We start from the raw sequence: 22,834 nt of genomic DNA on the forward strand, positions 1-22,834 counted from the left end.
CGTCCAGGAGCGGCGTTTCGCGACGTATTCTTTCCGGGCGATCCCGTAATACGTTTCGGAATCGAGGAGCCGCAGCCCTGGTCGCTCCGGGTCGGCTCGCGGCGGTTCGACATGCCACTGGCGTCGTTCGCCGGCCCGACCAATGTTGCCGGCTGGGCCGAGGCGACCGGCGGGACGGTGGTGGGGATCGGGCTGCGCGCGGTCGGCTGGGCGCAACTGTTCGGTGGCGATCTTTCGGTCCACGCCAATCGCGTCGTCCCGCTGTCGGTGCTCGATCCGGCGGCGGATGCGGTGCGCGAGGCGCTCGACGCCGGCGAGCATCCCCCCGTGGTCTTGGAACGCTGGCTCGATGCGCGGCTGGCGGAGCCGCGTCCGGTCGATCCGCTGGTGCCGCAGCTCGAGGCGGCGTTCGACGAGGCCGAGACGATGCGGATCGAGACACTGGCGGAGCGGGTCGGCATGACGCCGCGCCAGTTCGCCGCGCGGACGCGGCAGCATTTCGGTTTCACGCCCAAATTGCTGCTCCGCCGGCGGCGCTTCCTGCGCGCGCTGAGCGGGACGCTCGATGCGCCGCCCGAGACGGCGGGCGCGCTGCTGGCGGAGGCGGGTTATTGGGATCGGTCGCACTTCCTGCGCGACGCACATCTGTTCCTCGGCTGCTCGATCCGCGAATTCCGCCAGCGCCGGGGGCCGTTTCACGCGCTGGCGATGCAGGCGCGCGCGGCCGCTTTCGGGGCGGCGGTGTAGGGAAGCGGTCGCGCTTCGATGCCCGTCGTCATCCCGGCCTCGAGCCGGGATACATCAAGCCTCAAGCGCAGCGATCAGAGCCTCTTGTCCCGCGCCTGCCTTCCGATGGAGCCTGGCTCGCGCCGGGGTGACGGGGTGCTATTCCGCCACCGCGCGATCGTCGAACAGGCCGAAGGTCAGCGTCGAGGCGTAGAGCGCGATCGCGCGGTCGCGGGGCATCGACCACGCCCATTTGCGCATGTCGAACGCCGCGTTGAGGAACGCCATCAGCGCCTGCGCCGCGATCAGCGCGTCGACCGGGCGGATCGTTCCTTCGGCGATCCCGTCCGACATGGTGCCGGCGAAACGCCGCGCGATGCGGTTCGACCGCTCGACCATCACCTGCCGCACCCCGGGCGGCAACCCGGACAGCGCGGTGGTGCGCAGGAGCGGGCCGAGTTCGGAGAATTGCACGTCGAGCAAGGTGGCGATCATGCTCGACAGCCGGTTCCAATGCGTCCCGCCCTGTTCGTCGGCGATCCGCTGCGCCGCGGCGATCGTATCGAAGCTGCGCTTGTAGCAAGCGACGACCAGATCGTCCTTGGCATCGAGATGGTGGTAGAAGCTGCCCTTGGTGACGTTGAGCTCGGACGCGATGCGCTGGACCGAGGCGCCGCGATAGCCGAGTTCGTTGATCAGCCGCGTCGCGGCGAGCAGGAACGCCTCGCGTCCCGGCACCGTCTCGTCATGCGGCAGATCGATCGGCGTGGGCCGCCACAGCGCCCCCGGCGCGGCGATGCCGTGGCGGAACACGTCCATCAGCCGCGCCTCGGCGCGGGCATATTGATCGGGCTCGTAGCGCACCAGCCACACCGGCAGCCAGAAGGTGTTTTCGAGCAGCACATGCGCGCGCGCGCCGTGAAGATCGGTTTGCTGGCGCGTCTCGGCCGATCCCCACAGCAGCCGCGTGCGACGGAACACCTCGCGCCAGCCGGCCATCAGCGCGGATCGCACCGGCTCGTCCATCGCGCGCAGGTCGGAGAGTCCGGCCATCTGCCGCTCCTCGCCGCGCTGGATGCGGGCGAGCCGCTCCATGTTGAGCGCGAGATAACGCTCGACCCGCGCCTCAGGCGTATGCTGCGTCATCGCCTCGTCGAGCATCCCCATCAGCCGTTCGAGCGTATGCTCGAACGCGGCGGCGGCGAGATCCTCTTTGCGCTTGAAATAATAAGTGACGCTTGTTGTATTGAGCCCGACGCGGCGTGCCACGTCGGCGAAGGTCATGCCCTTCGCGCTTTGCTCGTTGATCGCATCCGCGGCCGCGGCGAGGATCGCGTCACGCTTCGCCCTGAAGCGGCGCGTACCCGATTCCTCTCCCCGGCCGGATTCCCCCATGCCGTTCATCGAATCACTCTAGCAGCAAGATTTCGAAGAAACAGTCCCTTTTATGACAGAGGCGATAAGCTGTGTTGCGTAGGGAGCGAGCGGCGATTCGGATGCTTTACCGAATGAAGGGTACGGTCTAGAGCTTCCCGCAAGACAGGCTCTGGAGGGATGCGATGGACTTCACGCTTAGCGAACGCGAAACCTATTTCCGGGACCGGGTACGCGATTTCATCGACCAGCAGATCCGTCCGCGGCAAGCCGAATACGATCGCCAGCATCATGCGGGCGACCCGTGGAAGGTCATTCCGGTGCTCGAGGAAGTGAAGGCCAAGGCCAAGGCCGCCGGGCTGTGGAATTTCTTCATGCCGCCGCATTCGGGCCAGCAACATGTCGACGACACGTTCGAATTCGAAGGGACGCAGCTCACCAATCTCGAATACGCCCTGTGCGCCGAGGAGATGGGCAAGATCGGCTGGGCGAGCGAATGCTTCAACTGCTCGGCGCCCGATACCGGCAATATGGAAGTGCTCCATCGCTACGGCACGCGCGAGCAGAAGGAGCAATGGCTCCGTCCGCTGATGAACGGCGAGATCCGCTCGGTGTTCCTGATGACCGAGCCGGCGGTCGCCTCGTCGGATGCGACCAATATCGAGACGCGGATCGAGCGCGACGGCGATCATTATGTGATCAACGGGCGCAAATGGTGGTCGTCCGGCGTCGGCGATCCGCGCTGCAAGGTCGGCATCCTGATGGGCAAGACCAGCTTCGAGGGGTCGCGTCACCAGCAGCAGAGCCAGGTGCTCGTGCCGATGGACACCCCGGGGGTGAAGATCGAGCGGATGCTGTCGGTCTACGGCTATGATCATGCGCCGCACGGGCATGGCGAGGTGAGCTTCACCAACGTCCGGGTGCCGGTCGAGAATCTGCTGCTCGGCGAGGGGCGCGGGTTCGAGATCGCGCAGGGTCGGCTCGGGCCGGGGCGGATCCATCACTGCATGCGCACGATCGGCGTCGCCGAAGTCGCGATCGAGAAGATGGCCAAGCGGCTCGTCAGCCGCGTCGCGTTCGGCAAGAGGCTGTCGGATCACAGCGTGTGGGAGCAGCGCATCGCACGCGCGCGGATCGATATCGAGATGACCCGGTTGCTGTGCCTCAAGGCCGCCGACATGATGGACAAGGCGGGCAACAAATCGGCCAAGCTCGAAATCGCGATGATCAAGGTGCAGGCGCCCAATATGGCGCTGCAGATCCTCGACGATGCGGTGCAGGCGCATGGCGGCGCGGGCGTCGCGGAAGATTTCGGGCTCGCGCACGCCTGGGCGTCGCAGCGCACCTTGCGGCTGGCGGACGGGCCGGATGAGGTCCACGCCCGCGCAATCGCGCGCGACGAATTCGGCAAATATGCCGATTGGAAGGCCGAGCGCCCGGTGCCCTATGGCGGCGGCGACGTATCGAGCGGGGATATCGGCGTTTCGCGCTGAACGAATGCCCGTGCCGTCATCCCCGCGAAGGCGGGGATCCATTCGCGCGGATCGTGGAGAGACACGCACCGCCAGCCAGAATGGATTCCCGCCCTCGCGGGAATGACGGGGGGATAGGATGATGACGATTAACTAGGAGAGGCACATGAAGGCCGCCGTTTTGTTCGAAGCCAAGAAACCGCTTGAAGTGACCGATGTGCTGGTCGCCAAGCCGGCGGCGCATGAGGTGCTGATCCGCACGCTGGCATGCGGCGTGTGCCGGTCCGACCTGCATTTCGTCGACGGCGCCTATCCGCATCCGCTCCCGGCGATTCCGGGGCATGAGGCGGCCGGCATCGTCGAGGCGGTGGGCGAGGAGGTGCGCACGGTGAAGCCGGGCGACCACGTCGTCACCTGTCTCTCGGCATTCTGCGGCCATTGCGAATATTGCGTGACCGGGCGGATGTACCTGTGTCTCGGCGGCGAAACGCGGCGCGCGGCGAGCGCCGAGCCGCGGCTCAGGCTCGCCAATGGCGATCCGGTCAACCAGATGCTCAACCTCTCGGCCTATGCCGAGATGATGCTGGTCCATGAGCATGCCTGTGTCGCGATCGACCGGGAAATGCCGCTCGATCGCGCCGCGCTGATCGGCTGCGCGGTGACGACCGGGGCCGGGGCGGTGTTCAACACCACCGACGTATCGCCGGGCGAGACGGTGTGCGTCGTCGGGTGCGGCGGGATCGGGCTCGCCGCGGTCAATGCCGCGAAGATCGCGGGCGCGGGCAAGATTATCGCGCTCGATCCGGTGCCTGAAAAGCGCGCGATCGCCGAGAAGCTCGGCGCGACCCACAGCTATGACCCGCTCGCCGAGAATGTCGTCGCCGAGGTGATCGAGGTGACCAAGGGCGGGGTCGATCATGCGATCGAGGCGGTCGGCCGCCCGCAATCGGCCGAAACGACGGTCAAGGTGCTGCGCCGCGGCGGCACCGCGACGATCCTCGGCATGATGCCGTTGAACGAGAAAGTCGGGCTGTCGGCGATGGACCTGTTGTCGGGCAAGAGGCTGCAGGGCGGGATCATGGGGTATAACCGCTTCCCGGTGGATATCCCGCGGCTGGTCGATTTCTACCAGCGCGGGCAGCTCGATCTCGACACGATCATCGCCGAGCGGCTGCCGCTCACCCGGATCAACGACGCGTTCGACGAGCTCCGCAAGGGCGACGCGACGCGCAGCGTGATTGTCTTCGATCAATGACCGATACCAGCCTGCAAGCCGAGATCGCCGAACGCGACCGGCTCGATCTGGACGCGCTGGCCGCGTGGATGAGCGCCAATGTGCCCGATTTCGCCGGCCCGCTGAGCTATGCCAAATTCGCCGGCGGGCAATCCAACCCGACCTACAAGCTCACCACCCCGACCCGCAATTATGTGCTGCGGCGCAAGCCGATGGGCGAATTGCTTCCCTCGGCACATGCGGTCGACCGTGAATATCGCGTCATCGCCGGGCTGCACCCCACCGGCTTCCCGGTGCCGCGCCCGTTCGGGCTGTGCGAGGACGATACGGTGATCGGATCGGCCTTTTACGTGATGGAGATGGTTGAGGGGCGGACGATCTGGGACGGCGCCTTCCCCGGCATGGACGCCGATACCCGGCGCGCGCATTATCACGCGATGATCGACACGCTGGCGCAACTCCACAATGTCGATCACGTCGCCGCGGGGCTTGAGACGTTCGGCCGCCCCGGCAATTATTTCGAGCGCCAGGTGTCGCGCTGGACCAAGCAATATCGCGGCGCCGAGACCGAACATATGGAGCCGATGGAACGGCTGATCGAGTGGCTGCCGCGCACCTTGCCGCCGCAGACTCGCACCTCGATCGTCCACGGCGATTATCGCTGCGACAATATGAAGTTCGCCCCCGGGCTGGAGCCGCGCGTCGCCGCGGTGCTCGACTGGGAATTGTCGACGCTCGGCGATCCGCTCGCCGATCTGTCCTATTTCCTCATCTCCTGGGTGACCGAGCCCGAGGGCCGCTCCGGGGTGCTGGGGCTCACCGGGCCGGAGACGGGGATCCCGACATTGGAGGAAGTCGTCGCGCGTTATTGCGAGAAGACCGGCCGGCCCGAGGGGCTGCCCGATCTCAATTGGTATCTGTCGTTCAACATGTTCCGCCTCGCCTCGATCGTCCAGGGGATCAGGAAGCGCTTCCTGATCGGCACCGCCTCCAACGCCAATGCCGAGGCCGCCAGCGCGCGCGTTCCGGCGCTGGCGCAGGCGGCGTGGGATTTCGCGGTGAAAGCAGGGGCCTGAAGGGAGGAAACACGCATGTCGCTGTTCGATCTGACCGATAAGGTCGTGCTCATCACCGGATCGTCGCGCGGAATCGGCAAGGCCGCCGCGATCGCCTGCGCCGAACAGGGCGCGAAGGTGGTGATCTCCAGCCGCAAGCAGGATGCGTGCGACGCGGTCGCGGCGGAGATCAACGCGCGTTTCGGCGCGGGCACCGCGATCGCGGTCGCCGCCAACATCTCCGACAAGGCGGGGCTCCAGCATCTGGTCGACGAGACGCGGCGCGCGTTCGGCCGGATCGACTGCCTCGTCTGCAACGCCGCCTCCAATCCCTATTACGGCCCGCAGGAAGGGATCGCTGACGAGCAGTTCCGCAAGATCCTCGACAATAATATCGTTTCCAACCACTGGCTGATCACGATGGTCGCGCCCGAGATGAAGGAGCGCGGCGCGGGATCGATCGTCATCGTCTCCTCGATCGGGGGGCTGCGCGGCTCGACGACGATCGGGGCTTATTGCATCTCCAAGGCGGCCGACATGCAGCTCGCGCGCAATCTGGCGCACGAATACGGCAAATACGGCATCCGCGTGAATTGCATCGCGCCGGGGCTGATCAAGACCGATTTCGCCAAGGCCTTGTGGGAAGACGAGGCGGCGGTGAACGAACGCAACCGCACCACCCCGCTGCGCCGCATCGGCGAGCCGGAGGAGATTGCGGGCGCGGTGGTCTATCTCGCGTCCAAGGCGAGTACGTTCATGACCGGTCAGGTGCTGGTGATCGACGGCGGCGTGACGATCTGAGCTGCCGTTCTTTCGTCATTCCCGCGAAGGCGGGATCCATTCTGGCTGGCTTATCGGCTGAACCGCGACACCAGCGTCACTGGATTCCCGCCTTCGCGGGAATGACGAGGGGGAGTTTCAAAACGAACTGGAGGATGCGGCAATGAGGTTCACCGACAAATCGATCATCGTCACCGGCGCCGGCTCGGGTATCGGCCGCGCCGCCGCCACCCTGTTCGCGGCGGAGGGCGGCAAGGTGATCGTCGCCGACGTTACCGACGGCGCCGAGGCGACCGCCAAGGCGATCCGCGATGCGGGCGGCGTTGCGGAGGCGATCCGCATCGACGCCGGGTCGGAAGAGGATGTCGTGAAGGCGGTCGCGCTCGCCTGCGATCGGTACGGCGGGCTCGACGTGATGTTCGCCAATGCCGGCATCTCGGGCGGGATGGCCAATATCTTCGATACCAGCGTCGAGCTGATCACCGAGGTGCTGCGGGTCAACCTGATCGGCCCCTATCTGGCGGTGAAGCATGCCGCGCCGCGCATCGCCGAGCGCGGCAAGGGCGCGATCATCCTCACCGCCAGCGTCGCCGGGATCCGCTCGGGCGCGGGGTCGCCGGCCTATTCGGCGTCGAAGGCGGGGGTGATCAACCTCGCGCAGGTTTCGGCGCAGCAGCTTGCCGGATCGAACGTGCGGGTCAATGCGATCTGCCCCGGGCTCACCGAAACCGGGATGACCAAGCCCACCTTCGATTATGCGCGCGACGCCGGGAAGATGGATCGCGTCGGCCGGCTCAATCCGCTGCGGCGCGGCGCGCAACCCGAGGAGCTGGCGAAGGTCGCGCTGTTCCTGGCGTCGGACGATGCGAGCTACGTCAACGGACAGGCGATCGCGGTCGACGGGGGGCTCTCGTCGAGCCATCCGGTGACCAAGCAGGAATATGGGCGGACGGCGGTTTAATTTCCTCTCCCCTCCCTGGTGAAGGGAGGGGAGTTAGAAGGATCAGGCGCTCGCTGCCCAGCGATCGACCACCTTTGCCAGCACCCCGAGCGGGACGCCGCCGGTCTGCACCACCGCGTCGTTGAACCCGCGCACGTCGAACCGCGCGCCGAGCTTGGCCTTGGCGACATCGCGCAGGCGATTGATCTCGTTATGCCCGGTCTTGTAGCCGAGCGCCTGCCCCGGCCAGGTGCAATAACGGTTGAGCTCCGACCGCGCCTGGCTGGCGGTGAAGCCGGTGGTCGCCATGAACCACTGCATCGCCTGATCCATCGTCCAGCGCTTGTGGTGCAGCCCGGTATCGGCGACGAGCCGCGCGGCGCGGAAGTTCATCGACTGGAGATAGCCGATCCGCCCGAGCGGATCGTCGGCGTAGAAGCCGACCTCGTCGGCGATCTGCTCGGCATAAAGCCCCCAGCCTTCCGAATAAGCGTTGAAGCTCAAGAGGGTGCGGATCAGCGGCAGATCGAACGTATATTCGCCCTGCCACACATGCCCCGGAATCCCTTCGTGGAAGGTCAGCGTCGGCAGCGAATAGCGCGGCCAGATCCCGGTATCGCGCAGGTTGATGTAATAAGTGCCGGGGATCTTGCCGTCGATCGATCCGGGGCCGGCATAGCCGTTGGGCGCGCCGTCCTGGATCGCCGGGGGGACGCGCTTGATGTTGAGATTGCCGCGCACCAATTTGCCGAACGCCTTGGGCATCAGCGGACGGATCTTCGCCACCACCTGATTGAGATAGGCGAGCAATTCGGCGCGCCCCACATCGGTATTGGCGAACAAGAGATCGGGGCGTTTGCCCAGCACCGCGAGCCGCTCGCCCGCGGTGCCCTGCGTCAGCCCCTGCGCGCGGAGCAGCGGGTCCATCTCCGCCGCCAGCGCCTTGCATTGTTCGAGCCCGGCGGCGTGGATGTCCTCGGGCGTCCGCTTGGTGGTCGTCCCCGCCTCGACCAGCCAGCCGTAGATGTCGGCAGCATCGGGCACCTGCCACATCCCCGCGACATCGGGCGCCTTGGGACGCAGCGCGACAAAGGCATCGGCCTGCGCGGCGAGTGCCGGGGCGATCTCCTGCTCGGCGATCGCGGCGGCGCGCCGGGCCCAGTCGCCCGCGATGCCGGCGGCCTGGGTCTTGCTGCCGAAGCTGGTGACGATCGCCCAGTCGGCCGGCCGCGCCGCGCCGTCGCGCAGCTGGCGCGCGGTGATCTCGTTGAGGAAGGCGGGGAGGTAGACGCCCTTGGCGGCATCGGCCTTCACCCGCTCGGTTTCGTCGCGCAGTTCCTGCGCATAGGCACGCATCCGCGCGAGATAGGCCTCGGCATCGGCGGTATCGGCGACCTGATGCTTGTTTTCGAGCAGATCGGGCACGTCGACGAACGCGCCATTGCCCTGGCTCACGACATAGGGGGTCGAGCGATAGCCATTGGCGGAGAGGAACGCCATGTCGCCCACCGGCATCCGCCGCCAGCCGTCGAGCGCGATCTCGTGCGCGACCGTCGCGGTCTCGACATGCACGGTGACCGCGGGGGAGAGCGTTTTGGTGTCGATCGCGCGCAATTCGGTCAGGCGCTGCGCGGCCTCGGCGCGGCGTTTGGCTTCGGCGCCAGCGCTATGATCGCCGAGCGCGGATTTGAGCGCGGCGCGTTTGCCCGTGTCGATGCCGAGCGTCATCGCGTTTTCCGGGTAGCTTACCAGCAGCGCCTCGGCGTGCTTGTCGAGCAACGCCATCGCGGCGGCGTCGCCCGGCGCGCCGGTGGTGGCGAGGGCGCGGGCGGGGAGGGCGGCGGTCGCGCCCAGCGCGGCAGCGCCGGCAACGAACCGGCGGCGATCGATTTGCATGGAAAGTCCCTTTGACGGTTATGGCCTGTGGATACGCCAACCGCGCGGGACAATTAAAGTCACTTGTGTCCCCGCCTTGGGCTCCCGCCTTCGCGGGAGCACAAGCGGTTACCCTCGCGGTTCGCGCAGGCGGATCAGCCCTTCCTGCGCGACGCTGGCGACGAGCCGGCCGTCGCGGGTGAAGATCTGGCCGCGGTTCATCCCGCGCGCGTGGCCCGCCCAGGGGCTGTCGGTGGAATAGAGCAGCCAGTCGTCGGCGCGGAAATCCTCGTGCAACCACACCGCATGATCGAGGCTCGCGCTCTGGAAGCCAGGGGTCGTCCAGTTGACGCCGTGCGGCAGCATGCAGGTGCCGAGCAGCGACATGTCCGACGCATAGGACAGGATCGCGCGGTGGATCGCCGGATCGTCCCCCACCGGCGCGACGATGCGGAACCAGCTATGCTGGATCGGCGCGGTCGGGGTGGGGTTGAACCATTTGCGCGGGAAGACCGGGCGGATCTCGATCGGGCGCGGGCGGGTCAGCGCGCGGCGGTAACGCTCGTCGACATGCGGGCTCTCTCGCGCGCGGATCGCCGCTTCGCTCTCGAGTTCCTCGGGCGCGGGAACGTCGGGCATCTGATCCTGGTGGTGGAAGCCGCCCTCCGGCACCTGGAACGATGCCGCCATGTTGAGGATCGGCGCGCCGCGCTGCATCGCGATGACGCGGCGGGTGGCGAAGCTGCGCCCCTCGAAATCGCGCACGACGCGGAAGATGATCGGATAATTCTCGTCGCCCGGGCGCATGAAATAGGCGTGGAGCGAATGCGCGACCTTGGGCGCATCGGTCGAGCGCTGCGCGGCCTGCAGCGCCTGCGCGATCACCTGCCCGCCGAACACCCTGCCGACCCCGTCGCGCTGGCGACGGCCGCGATACAGATCGGTGTCGATTTCCTCCACGTCGAGCAGGTCGACCAGCTCTGCGGCAAGCTCCGCCGGGGTGGGGGTGGGGGCGTCTGACACGTCGATCGGCTCCTTTTCGGGCTTGTCTTTTACCGTCATGCCGGACTTGAACCGGCATCCAGGGCAACAGGCGGTGGTATTTGTGGCTCTGGATGCCGGGTCAAGCCCGGCATGACGATAGAAGGTCGCGGGTCGCGTGTGCGATCAATAACCCGCCGCGCGCGCCAATTGGTCGGCGTGGAAATTGGCATCGCCGAACATTTCGGCGAGCACGCGCTGGCGCTTCATGTAGAAGCCGATGTCATATTCGTCGGTCATGCCGATCCCGCCGTGCATCTGCACGCCTTCCTGCACGCTGAGCATCGTCGCGAGGCCGGTCATCGCCTTGGCGACCGAGACCGCGGCATCGGCCTTATCGTCGCCCGCATCGAGCAATTGCTGCGCCTTGAGCACCGCGGCGCGCGCCACCTCCATCTCGCTATAGAGATGCGCGGCGCGATGCTGGAGCGCCTGGAAGCTGCCGATCAGCGTGCCGAACTGCTTGCGTTCCTTGAGATAATTGACAGTCATGTCCATCGCGCCGCCGCCGACGCCGAGCATCTCCGCCGCCGCGCCGGTACGGCCCGCCCGGAGCAGCCGGCCGAGCGGCCCGCGTCCGGCATCGACCTCGCCGATCACCGCATCCGCGTCGACGTCCACGCCGTCGAATTCGAGCCGCGCGGCAAGGCTCGCATCGGCCAGCCGCTCGGGGGTGACGGTGAGTTTCGCCGCATCCTTCGGCACCGCGAACAAGGTGACGCCCGCCTCGTCATCGGGCGAACCCGCGGTGCGCGCGGCGACGATCAGCAGATCGGCGACATGCCCGTGGGTGACGAACTGCTTCTTGCCGGTGAGGCGGAAGCCGTTGCCGGCGCGCTCGGCCTTGAGCCCTACCGCGGTGCGATGCTTGGCGCCCTCGTCGATCGCCAGCGCGGCGACCGTCTCGCCGGCGAGGATGCCGGGATACCAGCGCTGGGCGTGGTCGGTGCCCTTGAGCGCCTCGACCGCCGCGACCGCGGTGGCGAGGAACGGGGAGGGGGAGAGGTTGCGTCCGATCTCCTCCAGCACCACCCCGGCCTCGACATGGCCGAGCCCGAGCCCGCCGTGATCCTCGCCGATCAGGATGCCGGTGAAGCCCATATCGGCGAATTGCTTCCACAGATCGCGGCTGAACCCGGTCGCGTCATTGTCGTCGCGCAGCTTGCGCATATGGCTGACGGGGGCGTGTTCGGCGACGAAATCCTTCGCCGTGTCGCGCAGCATCGTCTGCTCGTCATTCAGGAAAAGCGGCATTTTCTTTTACTCCGTCATCCCGTCTCTCCATCCGTCATCCCCGCCTCCGCGGGAATGACGGGGAGAGCGAACGGGTCTATCGCGTGGATCGGTTCGCGCGTCACGCGCCCGGCAGGTTGAGGATGCGCTTGGCGATGATGTTGAGCTGCACCTCGGATGTGCCGCCCTCGATCGAATTGGCCTTGGTGCGCAGCCAGGCGCGCACTTCGCGGCCGTGTTCGGTGGCGTCGCTTTCCCATTCGAGCTGGTCCGATCCGCCCGCGGCCATCATCAGCTCGTAGCGCGCCTTGTTGAGCTCGGTGCCGTAATATTTCATCATCGAGGGCTGGGCGGGGTGCGCCTGACCCGCCTTCAATTCGTCGATGAACCGCTCTGACTGTGCCGCGAACGCCCTGGCGCGTACCTCGAACAGCGCGATCTGCCCGCGCAGCAGCGGATCGGCGAGCCGCCCGTCGTCGTCGAGCCCGATCGTCTTCTTGGCGCCCTCGATCAGCGGATTCTTGCCCCCGCCGCCGAGCCCCATGCCCGAGATCATCTCGCGCTCGTGGCCGAGGAGGTATTTGGCGACGTCCCAGCCCTTGTTGAGCTCGCCGACCAGATTCTCCTTCGGCACCTTCACATTGTCGAAGAAGGTTTCGCAGAACGGGGAATAGCCGGAGATCAGCAGGATCGGCTTGGTCGAAACACCCGGGGTCCGCATGTCGAACAGCACGAAGCTGATGCCGTTATGCTTGTTGGTCGGATCGGTGCGGACAAGGCAGAAGATCCAGTCGGCCTTGTTGGCATAGCTGGTCCAGATCTTCTGGCCGTTGACGAGGAAGTGATCGCCCTTGTCCTCCGCCTTGGTGGCGAGGCTGGCGAGGTCCGACCCCGCATTGGGCTCCGAATAGCCCTGGCACCAGCGGATTTCGCCGCGCGCGATCTTGGGCAGATGCTCCTTCTTCTGCGCCTCGTTGCCATATTTGAGCAGCGCCGGCCCGAGCATCGAAATGCCGAACGACGACAAGGGATTGCGGCAGCGCAGCTTGGCCATTTCCTCGCGCAGGATTTTGGTCTCGGCCGCGGAGAGGCCGCCGCCGCCATAGTCCTTGGGCCAATCGGGCACCGTCCAGCCGCGTGCGCCCATCCGGTCCATCCACAATTTCTGCGCCGGGGTCATCTCGCTCTGGTCGCGGCCGCCCCATACGGCGTCCTTTTCGGTGCGCACCGGCTCGCGCATCTCCGGCGGGCAATTGGCTTCGAGCCAGGCGCGCGTCTCGGCGCGGAATTGTTCGAGGTCGCTCATCACTTGCTCCATATGAGATTGTGCGCCGCGCGCGCGGCGGCGATCGAGAGATGATCCTGATAGCGGTCGGTGATGACCTGCACCCCGATCGGCAGCCCGTCGTTGCCGGTCGCGACCGGCACGCTGGTCGCGGGCAGCATCGGGAAGGTGGCGAGCCCGGGCCAGGCGAATTGCGCGCCGAACGAGGTGTCCTCGCCGTCGATCTCCAGCCGGCGCTGCGCCAGCGGGGTATCGTCGTGCGGGAAGGCGGTGGTGGCGAACATCGGCGCGATCACCGCGTCATAATCGCCGAACAAGGTGGCCCATTGCCGCATGTTGCGCGCCTGATGATCGCCGAGGTCGAACCATTCGGCGAGCGTCGGCACCGGGCGATCGCCCATCGCCGCGCCGCGCGTCATCGCGATGTTGAGCATGTGCATGTAATGGCGGTGCTGCTGCGCGAGATCGGGGAGCAGATCGCTGCGATGATCGACCTTCGCCCCGGCATCGGCGAAGGCGTCGCCCACCGCCTGCAGCGCCGCGCGCATCTCGGCTGAAAGCGTCGCCTCGGGGTGATCGGCGAGGATCAGGATGCGCCACGCGCCGGTCTCGCGGGGTGCTGCCGGGGCGACCGGATGATCGGCGAGCACATCGAGCGCGACGACCAGATCGTCGGCGTTGCGCGCCATCGGCCCGCACACCCCGAGCGCGACCCGCGCGCCGTCGCTCCCCGGAAAATGATGCCCGGTGGAGGAGAGCAGGTCGAAGGTCGGCTTCAATCCCCACACGCCGTTGAACGCGGCAGGGGTGCGGATCGAGCCGCCGATGTCCGATCCGATCTCCAGCGGCACCATCCCGCTCGCCAGCGCCACCGCCGCGCCGCCTGACGATCCGCCGGCCGAGCGCGTGTGATCGTGCGGATTGAGCGTGCGGCCGTAGATCGGGTTGTTCGATTGCAGATCGGCGAGGCCGACGGGCACATTGGTCTTGCCGAGCACGATCGCGCCCGCCGCCTTGAGGCGCTTGACCAGCACCGCATCGTCCTGCGCGGTGAAATTGCGTTGCGCCTCGAACCCCCACGTCGTCTTGAGCCCGGCGATGTCGTAGCTTTCCTTCACCGTCATCGGTACGCCGAGCAGCGGCGCGTCGAAGCCGTGCTTGATGCGCTGGTCGAGCGCGGCGGCGGCGGCGCGGGCGCGATCGAAATCGCGCACCACCACTGCGTTGAGCGCGGCGTCGCGCGCCTCGATCCGCGCGATCGCCGCCTCGGTTTCGAGCAACGCGCTGGTCTCGCCGGCGCGGACGGCGGCGGCAGTTTCAAGGGCGGAGCGTTCGGTCATTGCGTTACTCCAGGAAATCGCCGTTCCGGCAAAGGCAGGGAAAGGAGAGCTTGCCACCCCGGCGAAGGCCGGGGTCCAGCCACCGGCCGTTCGCGACCGGGCTCCTGCCTCCGCCGGGCGGCGCTCAAATTATCCTGCCTTCTTCTAAGGCGCGGGAGGTGGCGTGATCGGTCACTTCAACTGGCCGCCGCTCTCGGCCGCCGCCTTCAGGCTCTCGGCGACCTTGAAGCCGTATTTCTCCAGCGCAGCGACGACCTTCTTCAGGCCCTCGGTCTGCGCCCAGAACATCGGGCCGCCGCGATAGACGGGCCAGCCGTAGCCGTAGATCCACACCACATCGATATCCGACGCGCGCTGCGCCTTGCCTTCCTCGAGGATCAGCGCGCCTTCGTTGACCATCGTGTAGAGCGTGCGCGCGACGATCTCCTCATCGGTGATCTCGCGCTTGGGCAGGTTCGATTTCTGGCGGAATTCCTCGATGATCTCGGCGACGCGCGGCGACGGGGTCGGGTTCCGCTTTTCGTCGTAATCGTAGAAGCCGGCCTGCTTCTTCTGACCCCAGCGGCCCTCGGCGCAGAGCGCGTCACGGATCGTCTCGATGCGGTTGGGGTCGCGGTGCCAGCCGATATCGACCCCGGCGAGGTCGGACATCTGGAACGGCCCCATCGGCATCCCGAAATCGACGTGGACCTTGTCGATCTGCTGCGGGGTCGCGCCTTCCATCAGCAGCTTGTTCGCTTCCTGCTGGCGCGGGGCGAGCATGCGGTTGCCGATGAAGCCGTGGCACACGCCCGCGACCACCGCGACCTTGCCGATCTTCTTGGCCAGCGCCATCACCGTCGCCAGCACGTCCTTGGCGGTCTTGTCGCCACGCACGACCTCAAGCAGCTTCATGACATTGGCGGGCGAGAAGAAGTGCATCCCCAGCACGTCCTCCGGCCGGCTGGTCGCCGCCGCGATCTCGTTGACGTCGAGATAGGAGGTGTTGGAGGCGAGGATCGCGCCCGGCTTGGCGATCTTGTCGAGCCGCGCGAAGATTTCCTTCTTCACGTCCATATTCTCATAGACCGCCTCGATGATCAGGTCGCAGTCCTTGAGTGCGTTGAAATCGAGCGTCGGGGTGAGCAGCCCCATCGCCTTTTCCGGCGCGTCGGGCTTGATCCGGCCCTTGGCGGCGGATGCCTCGTAATTCTTGCGCATCACGCCGGTGCCGCGATCGAGCGCTTCCTGATTCATCTCGACGATCGTCACCGGGATGCCGGCCGACAGGAAGTTCATGCTGATCCCGCCGCCCATCGTCCCCGCGCCGATCACGCCGACGCGGTTGACGGTGCGCAGCTTGGTATCGGCGGGCACGTCGTCGATCTTGGCCGCCTGACGCTCGGCGAAGAAGATGTGGCGCTGCGCGGCGGACTGGACCCCCATCATCAGCTTCATGAATTCGGTGCGCTCGAATGCCATCCCCTCGTCGAAGGGGAGCTCGGTGGCTGCCTCGGCGCAGCGGATGTTCGCCTCGGGCGCGTCGAAACCGCGGAACTTCCTGGCATTGGCCTTGCGGAATTCGGCGACCGCTTCCGGGTCGGCCTTGGCATCCTTGTCGCGGATGCGCGGGATCGGGCGCTTGGCGGCGACTTCGCGCGCAAAGGCGATCGCATCGGCTTCGAGGCTGTCCTCGCCGACCAGGCGGTCGATCAGCCCCAGGTCGGCGGCCTTCTTCGCCGGCACCGGATCGCCGATCGCGAGCATCGGCAGCGCGGCCCTCATCCCGATGAGGCGCGGCAGCCGCTGCGTCCCGCCGGCGCCGGGCAACAAGCCGAGCTTCACCTCGGGCGTGCCGATCACCGCCGAGGGCACCGCGACGCGATAATGGCAGGCGAGCGCGGTCTCGCACCCGCCGCCCAGCGCGGTGCCGTGGATCGCGGCGACCACCGGCTTGGGCGAGGCGTCGATCATGTCGATCACCTCATGCAGCGAGGCACCCTTGGGCGGCTTGCCGAATTCGGTGATGTCGGCGCCGGCGAAGAAGGTGCGGCCGTCGCAGCGCAGCACCATCGCGGTGATCGATGCATCGGCGATGCCTTCCTTCACCCCGGCTTCGAGCCCGTCGCGCACCGCCGCGCCGAGCGCGTTGACCGGCGGCGAATCGGAGATGATGACGAGGACGTCGCCGTGGCGTTCGGTGCGGACAGGGGAGGTCATGATTTCAGGTCTCCAATTGATCGGACAGGAAGCGCGCCGGCGCTCAGGTCAGCGCGGAATAGATCATCGTCTTCAGCTCGCGGCGGATCGGATAGAGCATCGACGGCGATAGCTGGGTCATGAATACCATCGACAGCCGCTCGACGGGATCGATGAAAAAGGCGGTCGAGAACATCCCACCCCAATAATATTCGCCGACCGACCCCGGCATCATCGAGCGCGCGACGTCGATCGTCACCGCAAAGCCGAGCCCGAAGCCGGTGCCGGCATTCTGCGTCTCGCTGAACAGCGAGGTCGACATGCTCGAAAGGTCCGCATTGCCGGGCAGATGGTTCATCGTCATCAGCTCGATCGTCTTGCGACCGACGATGCGCGCGCCGTCGAGCTCGCCGCCGCCCAGGCACATCTGACAGAAACGGTTATAGTCATGCGCGCTGGACACCAGTCCGCCGCCGCCCGAGACGAATTTGAACGGCGTCGCCCACATGCTCTCGCTCGCGCGATCGAACATCTGGCGGCCCTTGCCCTCGATGACGGTATAGCAATCGACCAACCGGTCGAGCTTGTCGGTGGGGACGGTGAAGAAAGTGTCGTTCATCCCCAGCGGGGCGAAGATGCGCTCGGCGAAGAAGCGTTCGAGCTTCATCCCCGACACGCGCTGGACAACCAGCCCGAGCACGTCGGTCGCCACCGAATAATTCCAGCGCGTGCCGGGGGAGAATTCGAGCGGCAGCTTGCCAAGAGCGGCGATGAAGCTGTCGAGATCGTAATCGCCGTGCCAATTCTCCAGCTTGAGCGCGCGGTGCGCGGCGTCGATGTTCGATCGGTTCTGGAACGAATAGGTGAAGCCCGCGGTGTGGCGCAGCAGATCGACCATCCGCATCGGCTCGGCGCACGGCTTGGTCATGAACGGCACCCCCGCGCCACCGCCGTCATAGACCCCGACGCCCTTGAGCTCGGGGAGGACGTGGTGGACCGGGGTGTCGAGCGCGACCTTGGCCTCCTCGACCAGGATCATGAACGCCAGCGAGGTGATCGGCTTGGTCATCGAGGCGATGCGGAACAGCGCGCTTTCGTCGATCGCCTTCTTCTTGCCCTCGCGCGCCGCGCCCTGCGACGAGAAATGCACCACCTCGCCGTCGCGCGCGATCAGCAATTGCGCGTGCGGGAAGTGCCCCGGATCGAGGTAACGCTCCTTGAGCAATCGATCGATCGCGCCCAGCCTGCGGGAGTCGAGCCCATGCTTTTCCGGCTTGGCGATCTTCATGTCCGCTCCATACCCCCGCTTCAAATCTTCTCCACGCCCTATCGCTTGAGTGATAAGAAAATCAATCCTAACCTCTGCGCTGACAAACCCATTTTTCGAGTTGGAGAGATTCGCCGTGGATAATCAGCCGACGGCCCGCGCGTGGCCAGCGATGACGTTGGACGAGGTGACCGCGATCCTCACCGCGCCGGGCGCACGGTTCGAAATGGAAACGGTGGCGATTCGCGGGGTGCCGACGCGGGTATGGAAGAACGCCCCGCCGCATATGGCCGCGCTGGTCAATTTCTCGCGCACCCACGGCGAGGCGCTGGCGACGATCTACGAGGATGAGCGGGTCTCCTACGAGGCGCAGTTCCGCGCGATCGCGGCGCTCGCCACCGATTTGCGCGCGCGCGGCGTCGCCAAGGGCGATCGCGTCGCGATCACGATGCGCAACCTGCCCGAATGGGTCGTCGCTTTCTTCGCGATCACCTCGATCGGGGCGATCGCGGTGCCGCTCAACGCGTGGTGGACCGGCGACGAACTCGCTTACGGCCTTAGCGATTCGGGGGCGAAGGTGCTGATCAGCGATGACGAGCGCTGGGCGCGAATCGCGCCGCATCGCAAAACGCTGCCGGTGCTCGAACGCGTGCTGGTCAGCCGCGCGGCGGCGATGCTCGACGGCGCGGAGCGGCTGGAGGATGTGATCGGCACCCCGCACGACTGGGCGTCGCTGCCCGATCGTGCGTTGCCGGCGGTCGATCTGGTGCCCGAGGACGATGCGACGATCCTCTACACCAGCGGCACCACGGGCAATCCTAAGGGCGCGCTCGGCACGCATCGCAATTTCATGACCAATATCCTCTCCACCGGCTTCGCGATGGCGCGGATGGTGTTGCGGCGCGGCGACGCCTTGCCCGAGCCGACGCGCAAGGTGGCGCTGACGGTGATCCCTTTGTTCCACGCCACCGCGCTCTCGGCCGGGCTGATGGGGGCGATGGCGGCGGGCAATACGACGATCTACATGCGCAAGTTCGAGGCGTTGCGCGCGATGGAGATCATCGAGCGCGAGCGGGTCAATTCGACCGGCGGGGTGCCGACGATCGCGTGGCAATTGCTCGAACACCCCGAGCGGCACCGTTTCGATCTCTCCAGCCTCGAGATGATCGGTTACGGCGGGGCGCCCTCGGCGCCCGAACTGGTGCGCAAGATCGCGACCGATCTCAAGGCCTTGCCCGGCAACGGCTGGGGGATGACCGAAACCACCGCGACCGTCACCACCCACGGCGCGGAGGATTATCTCGAACGCCCCGAAAGCTGTGGGCCGCCGGTCGCGGTCGCCGATCTCAAGATCATGGACGCGGACGGGGCGCGGGAACTGCCGGTGGGCGAGGTCGGCGAGCTCTGGGCGCGCGGGCCGATGATCGTGAAGGGCTATTGGAACAAGCCCGAGGCGACCGCGGCGACCTTCATCGACGGCTGGGTGCGCACCGGCGATCTCGCGCGGCTGGATGCGGAGGGGTTCTGCTTCATCGTCGATCGCGCCAAGGACATGGTGATCCGCGGCGGCGAGAATATCTATTCGAGCGAGGTGGAGAATGCGCTCTACGCCCACCCGGCGGTGACCGATTGCGCGGTGATCGGCATCCCGCATCGCACCTTGGGCGAGGAACCGGCGGCGGTGGTCCATCTCGCGCCGGGTTCGAGCGCGACCGAGGCGGAATTGCAGGCGTGGGTGCGCGAGCGGCTGGCGGCGTTCAAGGTGCCGGTGGCGATCCGCTTCTCGCCCGAGACTTTGCCGCGCAACGCCAACGGGAAGATATTGAAGCGCGATCTGAGGATACTGTTCGAGGACCGGGCGGCGGCGTGACATTCGACTCCCCTCCCTGGTGAAGGGAGGGGATGGGGGCGGGTGGGTATGTGGGGCACCGATCCGCTTCCTCGCAGGCCAACCCACCCCCGACCCCTCCCTTGTGCAAGGGAGGGGAGAAGCGGGTAGCTCTTAACCCCCCACGACCTTCCGCACCGCTTCCTCCCACCCGGCCAGCCGCCGCTCGCGCACCGCTTCGTCGATTGCGGGCGTAAACGTCTCGCGCTCGCCGCGCATCGCGCGTGCTTCGTGGAGGTCGGCGAACAACCCGCGCCCCACCGCCGCGAGCATCCCCGCGCCCAGCGCGGTCGTCTCGGCGAAATGCGGGCGTTCGACCGTGACATGGAGCATGTCGGCGAGGTCCTGCGCCATCCAGTCGTTGGCGACCATCCCGCCGTCGATCCTCAGCGCGGTCCAGTCCTGCCCGTCGGCGGCGAAGGCACGTTTGAGGTCGTGCGCCTGATGCGCCATCGCCTCCAGCGCGGCGCGGACGACATGCGGCTTGCCCGCGGCGAAGGAAAGCCCGCTGATCGCCGCCCGCGCATCGGGTTCCCACCACGGCGCGCCGAGCCCGGAGAGCGCGGGGACGAGATAGACCCCGGCATTGTCCGCCACCGATCGCGCCAGCGCGTCGGTCTCGCGCGCATCGGCGATCAGCCCGAGCGAATCGCGCAGCCATTTGATCAGGCTCCCCGCGACGAACACCGACCCCTCCAGCGCATAATGCCGCTCGCCGCCGATCTGCCACGCGACGGTGGCGAGCAGCCTGTTGTCCGACCGCGGCGGGGTGGTGCCCGCCTGGGTGAGCACGAAGGCGCCGGTGCCGAAGGTCGCCTTGGTATCCCCCGGCGTCAGGCAGGACTGCCCGGCGGTCGCGGCCTGCTGGTCGCCGGCCATGCCGGTGATCGGGATCGAATCGCCGAACAAGGTGGTGCGCCCGACCTCGCGGGCACAATCGACGATCTCGGGCAAAGCGGCGCGCGGCACGCCGAACAGCGCGATCAATTCGTCGTCCCACCCGCCGTCGAGCGCCATCAACGCGGTGCGGCTGGCGTTGCTCGCGTCGGTGACATGCACCCCGCCGGTGAGCTTCCACACCAGCCACGATTCGATCGTCCCGATCGCCAGCCGGTCGCCCGCCTCGCGCAGCTGCGGCCATTCGCGCATCGCCCAGCCGATCTTCGAGCCGGAGAAATAGGGATCGAGCAACAGCCCGGTGCGCGCCTGCACCATCGGCTCGTGCCCGGCATCGCGCAGCGCGCGGCAGTCTTCGGCGGTGCGGCGATCCTGCCACACGATCGCCGGAGCGAGCGGCTTGCCGGTCTCGCGATCCCAGAAGACGATCGTTTCGCGCTGGTTGGTGATGCCGATCGCCGCGACTCGCGAAGGCCCGCCGGCCTGCGCGACCATCGCCCCCGCGACGCTCAGCGTCTTGCGCCAGATCTCGTCGGCATCATGCTCGACCCAGCCGGGGCGGGGATAATGCTGAGTCAGCTCGGTCTGTTCGGTGGCGAGGCAGCGGCCGTCAAGCGTCAGCAGCATCGCGCGGGTGGAGGTGGTGCCCTCGTCGATAACCAGGATCGTTTCGCTCATGAGATGAGGCTAGCGAGGTTCTCGATGGGCGGCAATTCGGGTGGTTTGGTTCTCCAGATCCACCGTCATCCCGGCCTTGCGCCGGGATCCGTCGTGCCTCACGCGCATTGGCAGGAACCTCTTGCCTCCCGCCTGCCTCCCGATGGACCCCGGCGCAGGGCCGGGGTGACGAAGGGGAGGCGGGAAAAATCGTGTTTCCGCTGAATATCGATCCGTCCTAGGGTCAGGCCATGGCCAATCGGTTCCCCACGCCGCCCGACAATGCTCCGCCCGCGCCGCCGGCGGAGGGCGCCTTTGGCCTGCCGCTGACCGCCGACGGGATCGAGGATGCGCGGATCGCGTTGCGCCGCGATCGGCTGCTCGCCGCTTTGACCCTGCTCGTCGGCATCGGCGTGGTGATCGGCACGCCGTTCGCGCTCAAGGCAGGGGCGGAATTCTTCCTGCCGACGACGATCGCGCTGGTCGTCGGCATCGCGCTGATCCCGATGCTCGAATGGCTCGAACGGCGCCGCATCCCCTCGGCGCTGTCAGCGCTGATCTGCGTCTTGCTGTTCCTCGTCGCGGCGAATGTGGTGGTGGCGGCGATCGTCTTTCCGGCGATCGACTTCTTCCGCCAATTGCCCAAGCGAATCGGGCGGATCCAGGAAAATCTCGCGCCGCTGCTCGATCTTTATTCGAGCCTCGAAAAATACGCGAACCGCACCCTGCATCAGATCGCCTCGACCCCGATCCGTCCGACCCCGGCGGCCGCGGCGGTCGCGCCGCCCAATTCGATTCTCGAGCTGGTCGCGAGCTCGGCGCCGGCGGCGATCATCCAGTTGTTCTACGCGGTGCTGGTGATCTTCTTCTTCCTCTCCGGCTGGCGGCGGCTGCGCGAACGGGTGATCACCAGCCGGAACAGCTTCGGCGGGGCGATGGCGACCGCGCGGGTGATCCAGGACGTGGTCGATCACGTCTCCTCCTATCTGGGCACGATCACCGTGATCAACATCATGCTCGGGCTGGTGGTTGCGGGGCTGTTGCACCTGCTGGGTATGCCGTCTCCGCTGATGTGGGGCGGGATCGTCGCGATGCTCAATTACATCCCCTATTTCGGGCCGGTGATCGCCGCGCTGCTGATCGCGATCGGCGCGCTGATGACCTTCGGCGACGTGTGGACCGCGCTCGCCGCGCCGGGGGTGATGTATGCCTGCCATCTGATCGAGGCGAATGTGCTGACCCCGCTGATCGTCGGGCACCGGCTGACAATCAGCCCGGTGATGATTCTCATCTCGATCAGCTTCTGGGGCTGGATCTGGGGGACGCCGGGCGCACTTCTTGCGGTGCCGCTGCTCGTCATCATCCAGACGGTGGTGGGCGCGGCGGGCAAGCCGGACATCGCCGGCTTCCTGTTCGAACACGGCACGCTGATCCGCCAGGAACGCCGCGGCAGGCGTCGCGATGAAAAAGGTTCAACAACCCCTGTTGACAGCCCCGGGTCACCCGCCTAGTTGGCGCGCCTCACGCTTTCCAAGCGGGTGTAGCTCAGTTGGTTAGAGCGCCGGCCTGTCACGCCGGAGGTCGCGGGTTCG

At 66.9% G+C, this 22,834-nt stretch carries 17 protein-coding genes; 8 read left to right on the plus strand and 9 right to left on the minus strand.

Annotated features, from left to right (window positions below):
* The first annotated feature begins 111 nt into the window (after positions 1-111).
* Positions 112-747, plus strand: a complete 636-nt coding sequence (locus BGN95_RS12830; RefSeq protein WP_286772834.1) for a helix-turn-helix domain-containing protein — start codon at positions 112-114, stop codon at positions 745-747.
* Between the two features lie 138 nt (positions 748-885).
* Here BGN95_RS12830 and BGN95_RS12835 read toward each other — a convergent pair whose 3' ends face one another.
* Positions 886-2,130, minus strand: coding sequence for a TetR/AcrR family transcriptional regulator (locus BGN95_RS12835; protein WP_432423334.1), 1,245 nt, complete (start codon positions 2,128-2,130; stop codon positions 886-888).
* Positions 2,131-2,285: 155 nt separating this feature from the next.
* On the opposite strand from BGN95_RS12835, the gene BGN95_RS12840 reads away from it, so the two are divergent.
* From BGN95_RS12840 to BGN95_RS12860, 5 genes are all read left to right on the plus strand, one after another.
* A complete protein-coding gene (locus BGN95_RS12840) occupies positions 2,286-3,593 on the plus strand; it encodes an acyl-CoA dehydrogenase family protein (RefSeq protein ID WP_179512065.1) in 1,308 nt (435 codons plus the stop codon).
* Between the two features lie 145 nt (positions 3,594-3,738).
* Entirely contained in the window at positions 3,739-4,827 is a 1,089-nt protein-coding gene (locus BGN95_RS12845) for a Zn-dependent alcohol dehydrogenase (protein ID WP_179512064.1), read from the plus strand.
* Entirely contained in the window at positions 4,824-5,882 is a 1,059-nt protein-coding gene (locus BGN95_RS12850) for a phosphotransferase family protein (protein ID WP_265313629.1), read from the plus strand. Before BGN95_RS12845 ends, BGN95_RS12850 begins: the two co-directional genes overlap by 4 nt.
* 15 nt (positions 5,883-5,897) lie before the next feature.
* Positions 5,898-6,662, plus strand: coding sequence for an SDR family NAD(P)-dependent oxidoreductase (locus BGN95_RS12855; protein WP_286772835.1), 765 nt, complete (start codon positions 5,898-5,900; stop codon positions 6,660-6,662).
* Positions 6,663-6,804: 142 nt separating this feature from the next.
* Positions 6,805-7,602, plus strand: a complete 798-nt coding sequence (locus BGN95_RS12860) for an SDR family NAD(P)-dependent oxidoreductase (protein WP_179512061.1) — start codon at positions 6,805-6,807, stop codon at positions 7,600-7,602.
* A gap of 42 nt (positions 7,603-7,644) precedes the next feature.
* Here the strand turns inward: BGN95_RS12860 and BGN95_RS12865 are convergent, their stop codons facing one another.
* From BGN95_RS12865 to BGN95_RS12895, 7 genes are all read right to left on the minus strand, one after another.
* Positions 7,645-9,477 carry a DUF885 domain-containing protein gene (locus BGN95_RS12865; protein ID WP_286772836.1) on the minus strand — a complete coding sequence of 611 codons (1,833 nt, stop codon included), beginning with the start codon at positions 9,475-9,477 and terminating at the stop codon, positions 7,645-7,647.
* Between the two features lie 108 nt (positions 9,478-9,585).
* Positions 9,586-10,518 (minus strand): acyl-CoA thioesterase, encoded by a 933-nt coding sequence (locus tag BGN95_RS12870; protein WP_179512059.1) that lies wholly within the window; start codon positions 10,516-10,518, stop codon positions 9,586-9,588.
* Between the two features lie 105 nt (positions 10,519-10,623).
* Entirely contained in the window at positions 10,624-11,751 is a 1,128-nt protein-coding gene (locus BGN95_RS12875; RefSeq protein ID WP_265313626.1) for an acyl-CoA dehydrogenase family protein, read from the minus strand.
* A gap of 100 nt (positions 11,752-11,851) precedes the next feature.
* Positions 11,852-13,036 carry an acyl-CoA dehydrogenase family protein gene (locus BGN95_RS12880; RefSeq protein ID WP_265313625.1) on the minus strand — a complete coding sequence of 395 codons (1,185 nt, stop codon included), beginning with the start codon at positions 13,034-13,036 and terminating at the stop codon, positions 11,852-11,854.
* The gene (locus BGN95_RS12885) at positions 13,036-14,355 is read right to left on the minus strand and encodes an amidase family protein (RefSeq protein ID WP_286772837.1); all 1,320 of its coding nucleotides are present in this window, start codon (positions 14,353-14,355) and stop codon (positions 13,036-13,038) included. Before BGN95_RS12885 ends, BGN95_RS12880 begins: the two co-directional genes overlap by 1 nt.
* 171 nt (positions 14,356-14,526) lie before the next feature.
* Complete coding sequence (locus BGN95_RS12890) at positions 14,527-16,554, minus strand: 3-hydroxyacyl-CoA dehydrogenase NAD-binding domain-containing protein (RefSeq protein WP_286772838.1); 2,028 nt, start codon at positions 16,552-16,554, stop codon at positions 14,527-14,529.
* Positions 16,555-16,597: 43 nt separating this feature from the next.
* Positions 16,598-17,821: a serine hydrolase domain-containing protein gene (locus BGN95_RS12895; RefSeq protein WP_286772839.1), complete on the minus strand. Its 1,224-nt coding sequence runs from the start codon at positions 17,819-17,821 to the stop codon at positions 16,598-16,600.
* A gap of 151 nt (positions 17,822-17,972) precedes the next feature.
* On the opposite strand from BGN95_RS12895, the gene BGN95_RS12900 reads away from it, so the two are divergent.
* A complete protein-coding gene (locus tag BGN95_RS12900; protein ID WP_286772840.1) occupies positions 17,973-19,670 on the plus strand; it encodes a class I adenylate-forming enzyme family protein in 1,698 nt (565 codons plus the stop codon).
* A 132-nt stretch (positions 19,671-19,802) separates the two neighbouring features.
* On the opposite strand, the gene BGN95_RS12905 is transcribed toward BGN95_RS12900, so the two are convergent.
* Positions 19,803-21,263, minus strand: a complete 1,461-nt coding sequence (locus BGN95_RS12905) for an FGGY family carbohydrate kinase (protein WP_179512051.1) — start codon at positions 21,261-21,263, stop codon at positions 19,803-19,805.
* A 230-nt stretch (positions 21,264-21,493) separates the two neighbouring features.
* On the opposite strand from BGN95_RS12905, the gene BGN95_RS12910 reads away from it, so the two are divergent.
* Positions 21,494-22,753 carry an AI-2E family transporter gene (locus BGN95_RS12910; RefSeq protein WP_179512050.1) on the plus strand — a complete coding sequence of 420 codons (1,260 nt, stop codon included), beginning with the start codon at positions 21,494-21,496 and terminating at the stop codon, positions 22,751-22,753.
* The last annotated feature ends 81 nt before the right edge of the window (positions 22,754-22,834 follow it).

The organism is Sphingomonas sp. 66-10 (assembly GCF_001897045.1).
GTDB lineage: Bacteria > Pseudomonadota > Alphaproteobacteria > Sphingomonadales > Sphingomonadaceae > Sphingomonas > Sphingomonas lycopersici.

Coding starts and splice junctions, on each gene's coding strand:
- BGN95_RS12870 (WP_179512059.1), bottom strand. CDS start 10,518: ATGACGGTAAAAGACAAGCCCGAAAAGGAGCCGATCGACGTGTCAGAC.
- BGN95_RS12895 (WP_286772839.1), bottom strand. CDS start 17,821: ATGAAGATCGCCAAGCCGGAAAAGCATGGGCTCGACTCCCGCAGGCTG.
- BGN95_RS12850 (WP_265313629.1), top strand. CDS start 4,824: ATGACCGATACCAGCCTGCAAGCCGAGATCGCCGAACGCGACCGGCTC.
- BGN95_RS12830 (WP_286772834.1), top strand. CDS start 112: ATGCCACTGGCGTCGTTCGCCGGCCCGACCAATGTTGCCGGCTGGGCC.
- BGN95_RS12875 (WP_265313626.1), bottom strand. CDS start 11,751: ATGCCGCTTTTCCTGAATGACGAGCAGACGATGCTGCGCGACACGGCG.
- BGN95_RS12855 (WP_286772835.1), top strand. CDS start 5,898: ATGTCGCTGTTCGATCTGACCGATAAGGTCGTGCTCATCACCGGATCG.
- BGN95_RS12890 (WP_286772838.1), bottom strand. CDS start 16,554: ATGACCTCCCCTGTCCGCACCGAACGCCACGGCGACGTCCTCGTCATC.
- BGN95_RS12835 (WP_432423334.1), bottom strand. CDS start 2,130: ATGAACGGCATGGGGGAATCCGGCCGGGGAGAGGAATCGGGTACGCGC.
- BGN95_RS12905 (WP_179512051.1), bottom strand. CDS start 21,263: ATGAGCGAAACGATCCTGGTTATCGACGAGGGCACCACCTCCACCCGC.
- BGN95_RS12860 (WP_179512061.1), top strand. CDS start 6,805: ATGAGGTTCACCGACAAATCGATCATCGTCACCGGCGCCGGCTCGGGT.
- BGN95_RS12840 (WP_179512065.1), top strand. CDS start 2,286: ATGGACTTCACGCTTAGCGAACGCGAAACCTATTTCCGGGACCGGGTA.
- BGN95_RS12845 (WP_179512064.1), top strand. CDS start 3,739: ATGAAGGCCGCCGTTTTGTTCGAAGCCAAGAAACCGCTTGAAGTGACC.
- BGN95_RS12885 (WP_286772837.1), bottom strand. CDS start 14,355: ATGACCGAACGCTCCGCCCTTGAAACTGCCGCCGCCGTCCGCGCCGGC.
- BGN95_RS12880 (WP_265313625.1), bottom strand. CDS start 13,036: ATGAGCGACCTCGAACAATTCCGCGCCGAGACGCGCGCCTGGCTCGAA.
- BGN95_RS12900 (WP_286772840.1), top strand. CDS start 17,973: ATGACGTTGGACGAGGTGACCGCGATCCTCACCGCGCCGGGCGCACGG.
- BGN95_RS12865 (WP_286772836.1), bottom strand. CDS start 9,477: ATGCAAATCGATCGCCGCCGGTTCGTTGCCGGCGCTGCCGCGCTGGGC.
- BGN95_RS12910 (WP_179512050.1), top strand. CDS start 21,494: ATGGCCAATCGGTTCCCCACGCCGCCCGACAATGCTCCGCCCGCGCCG.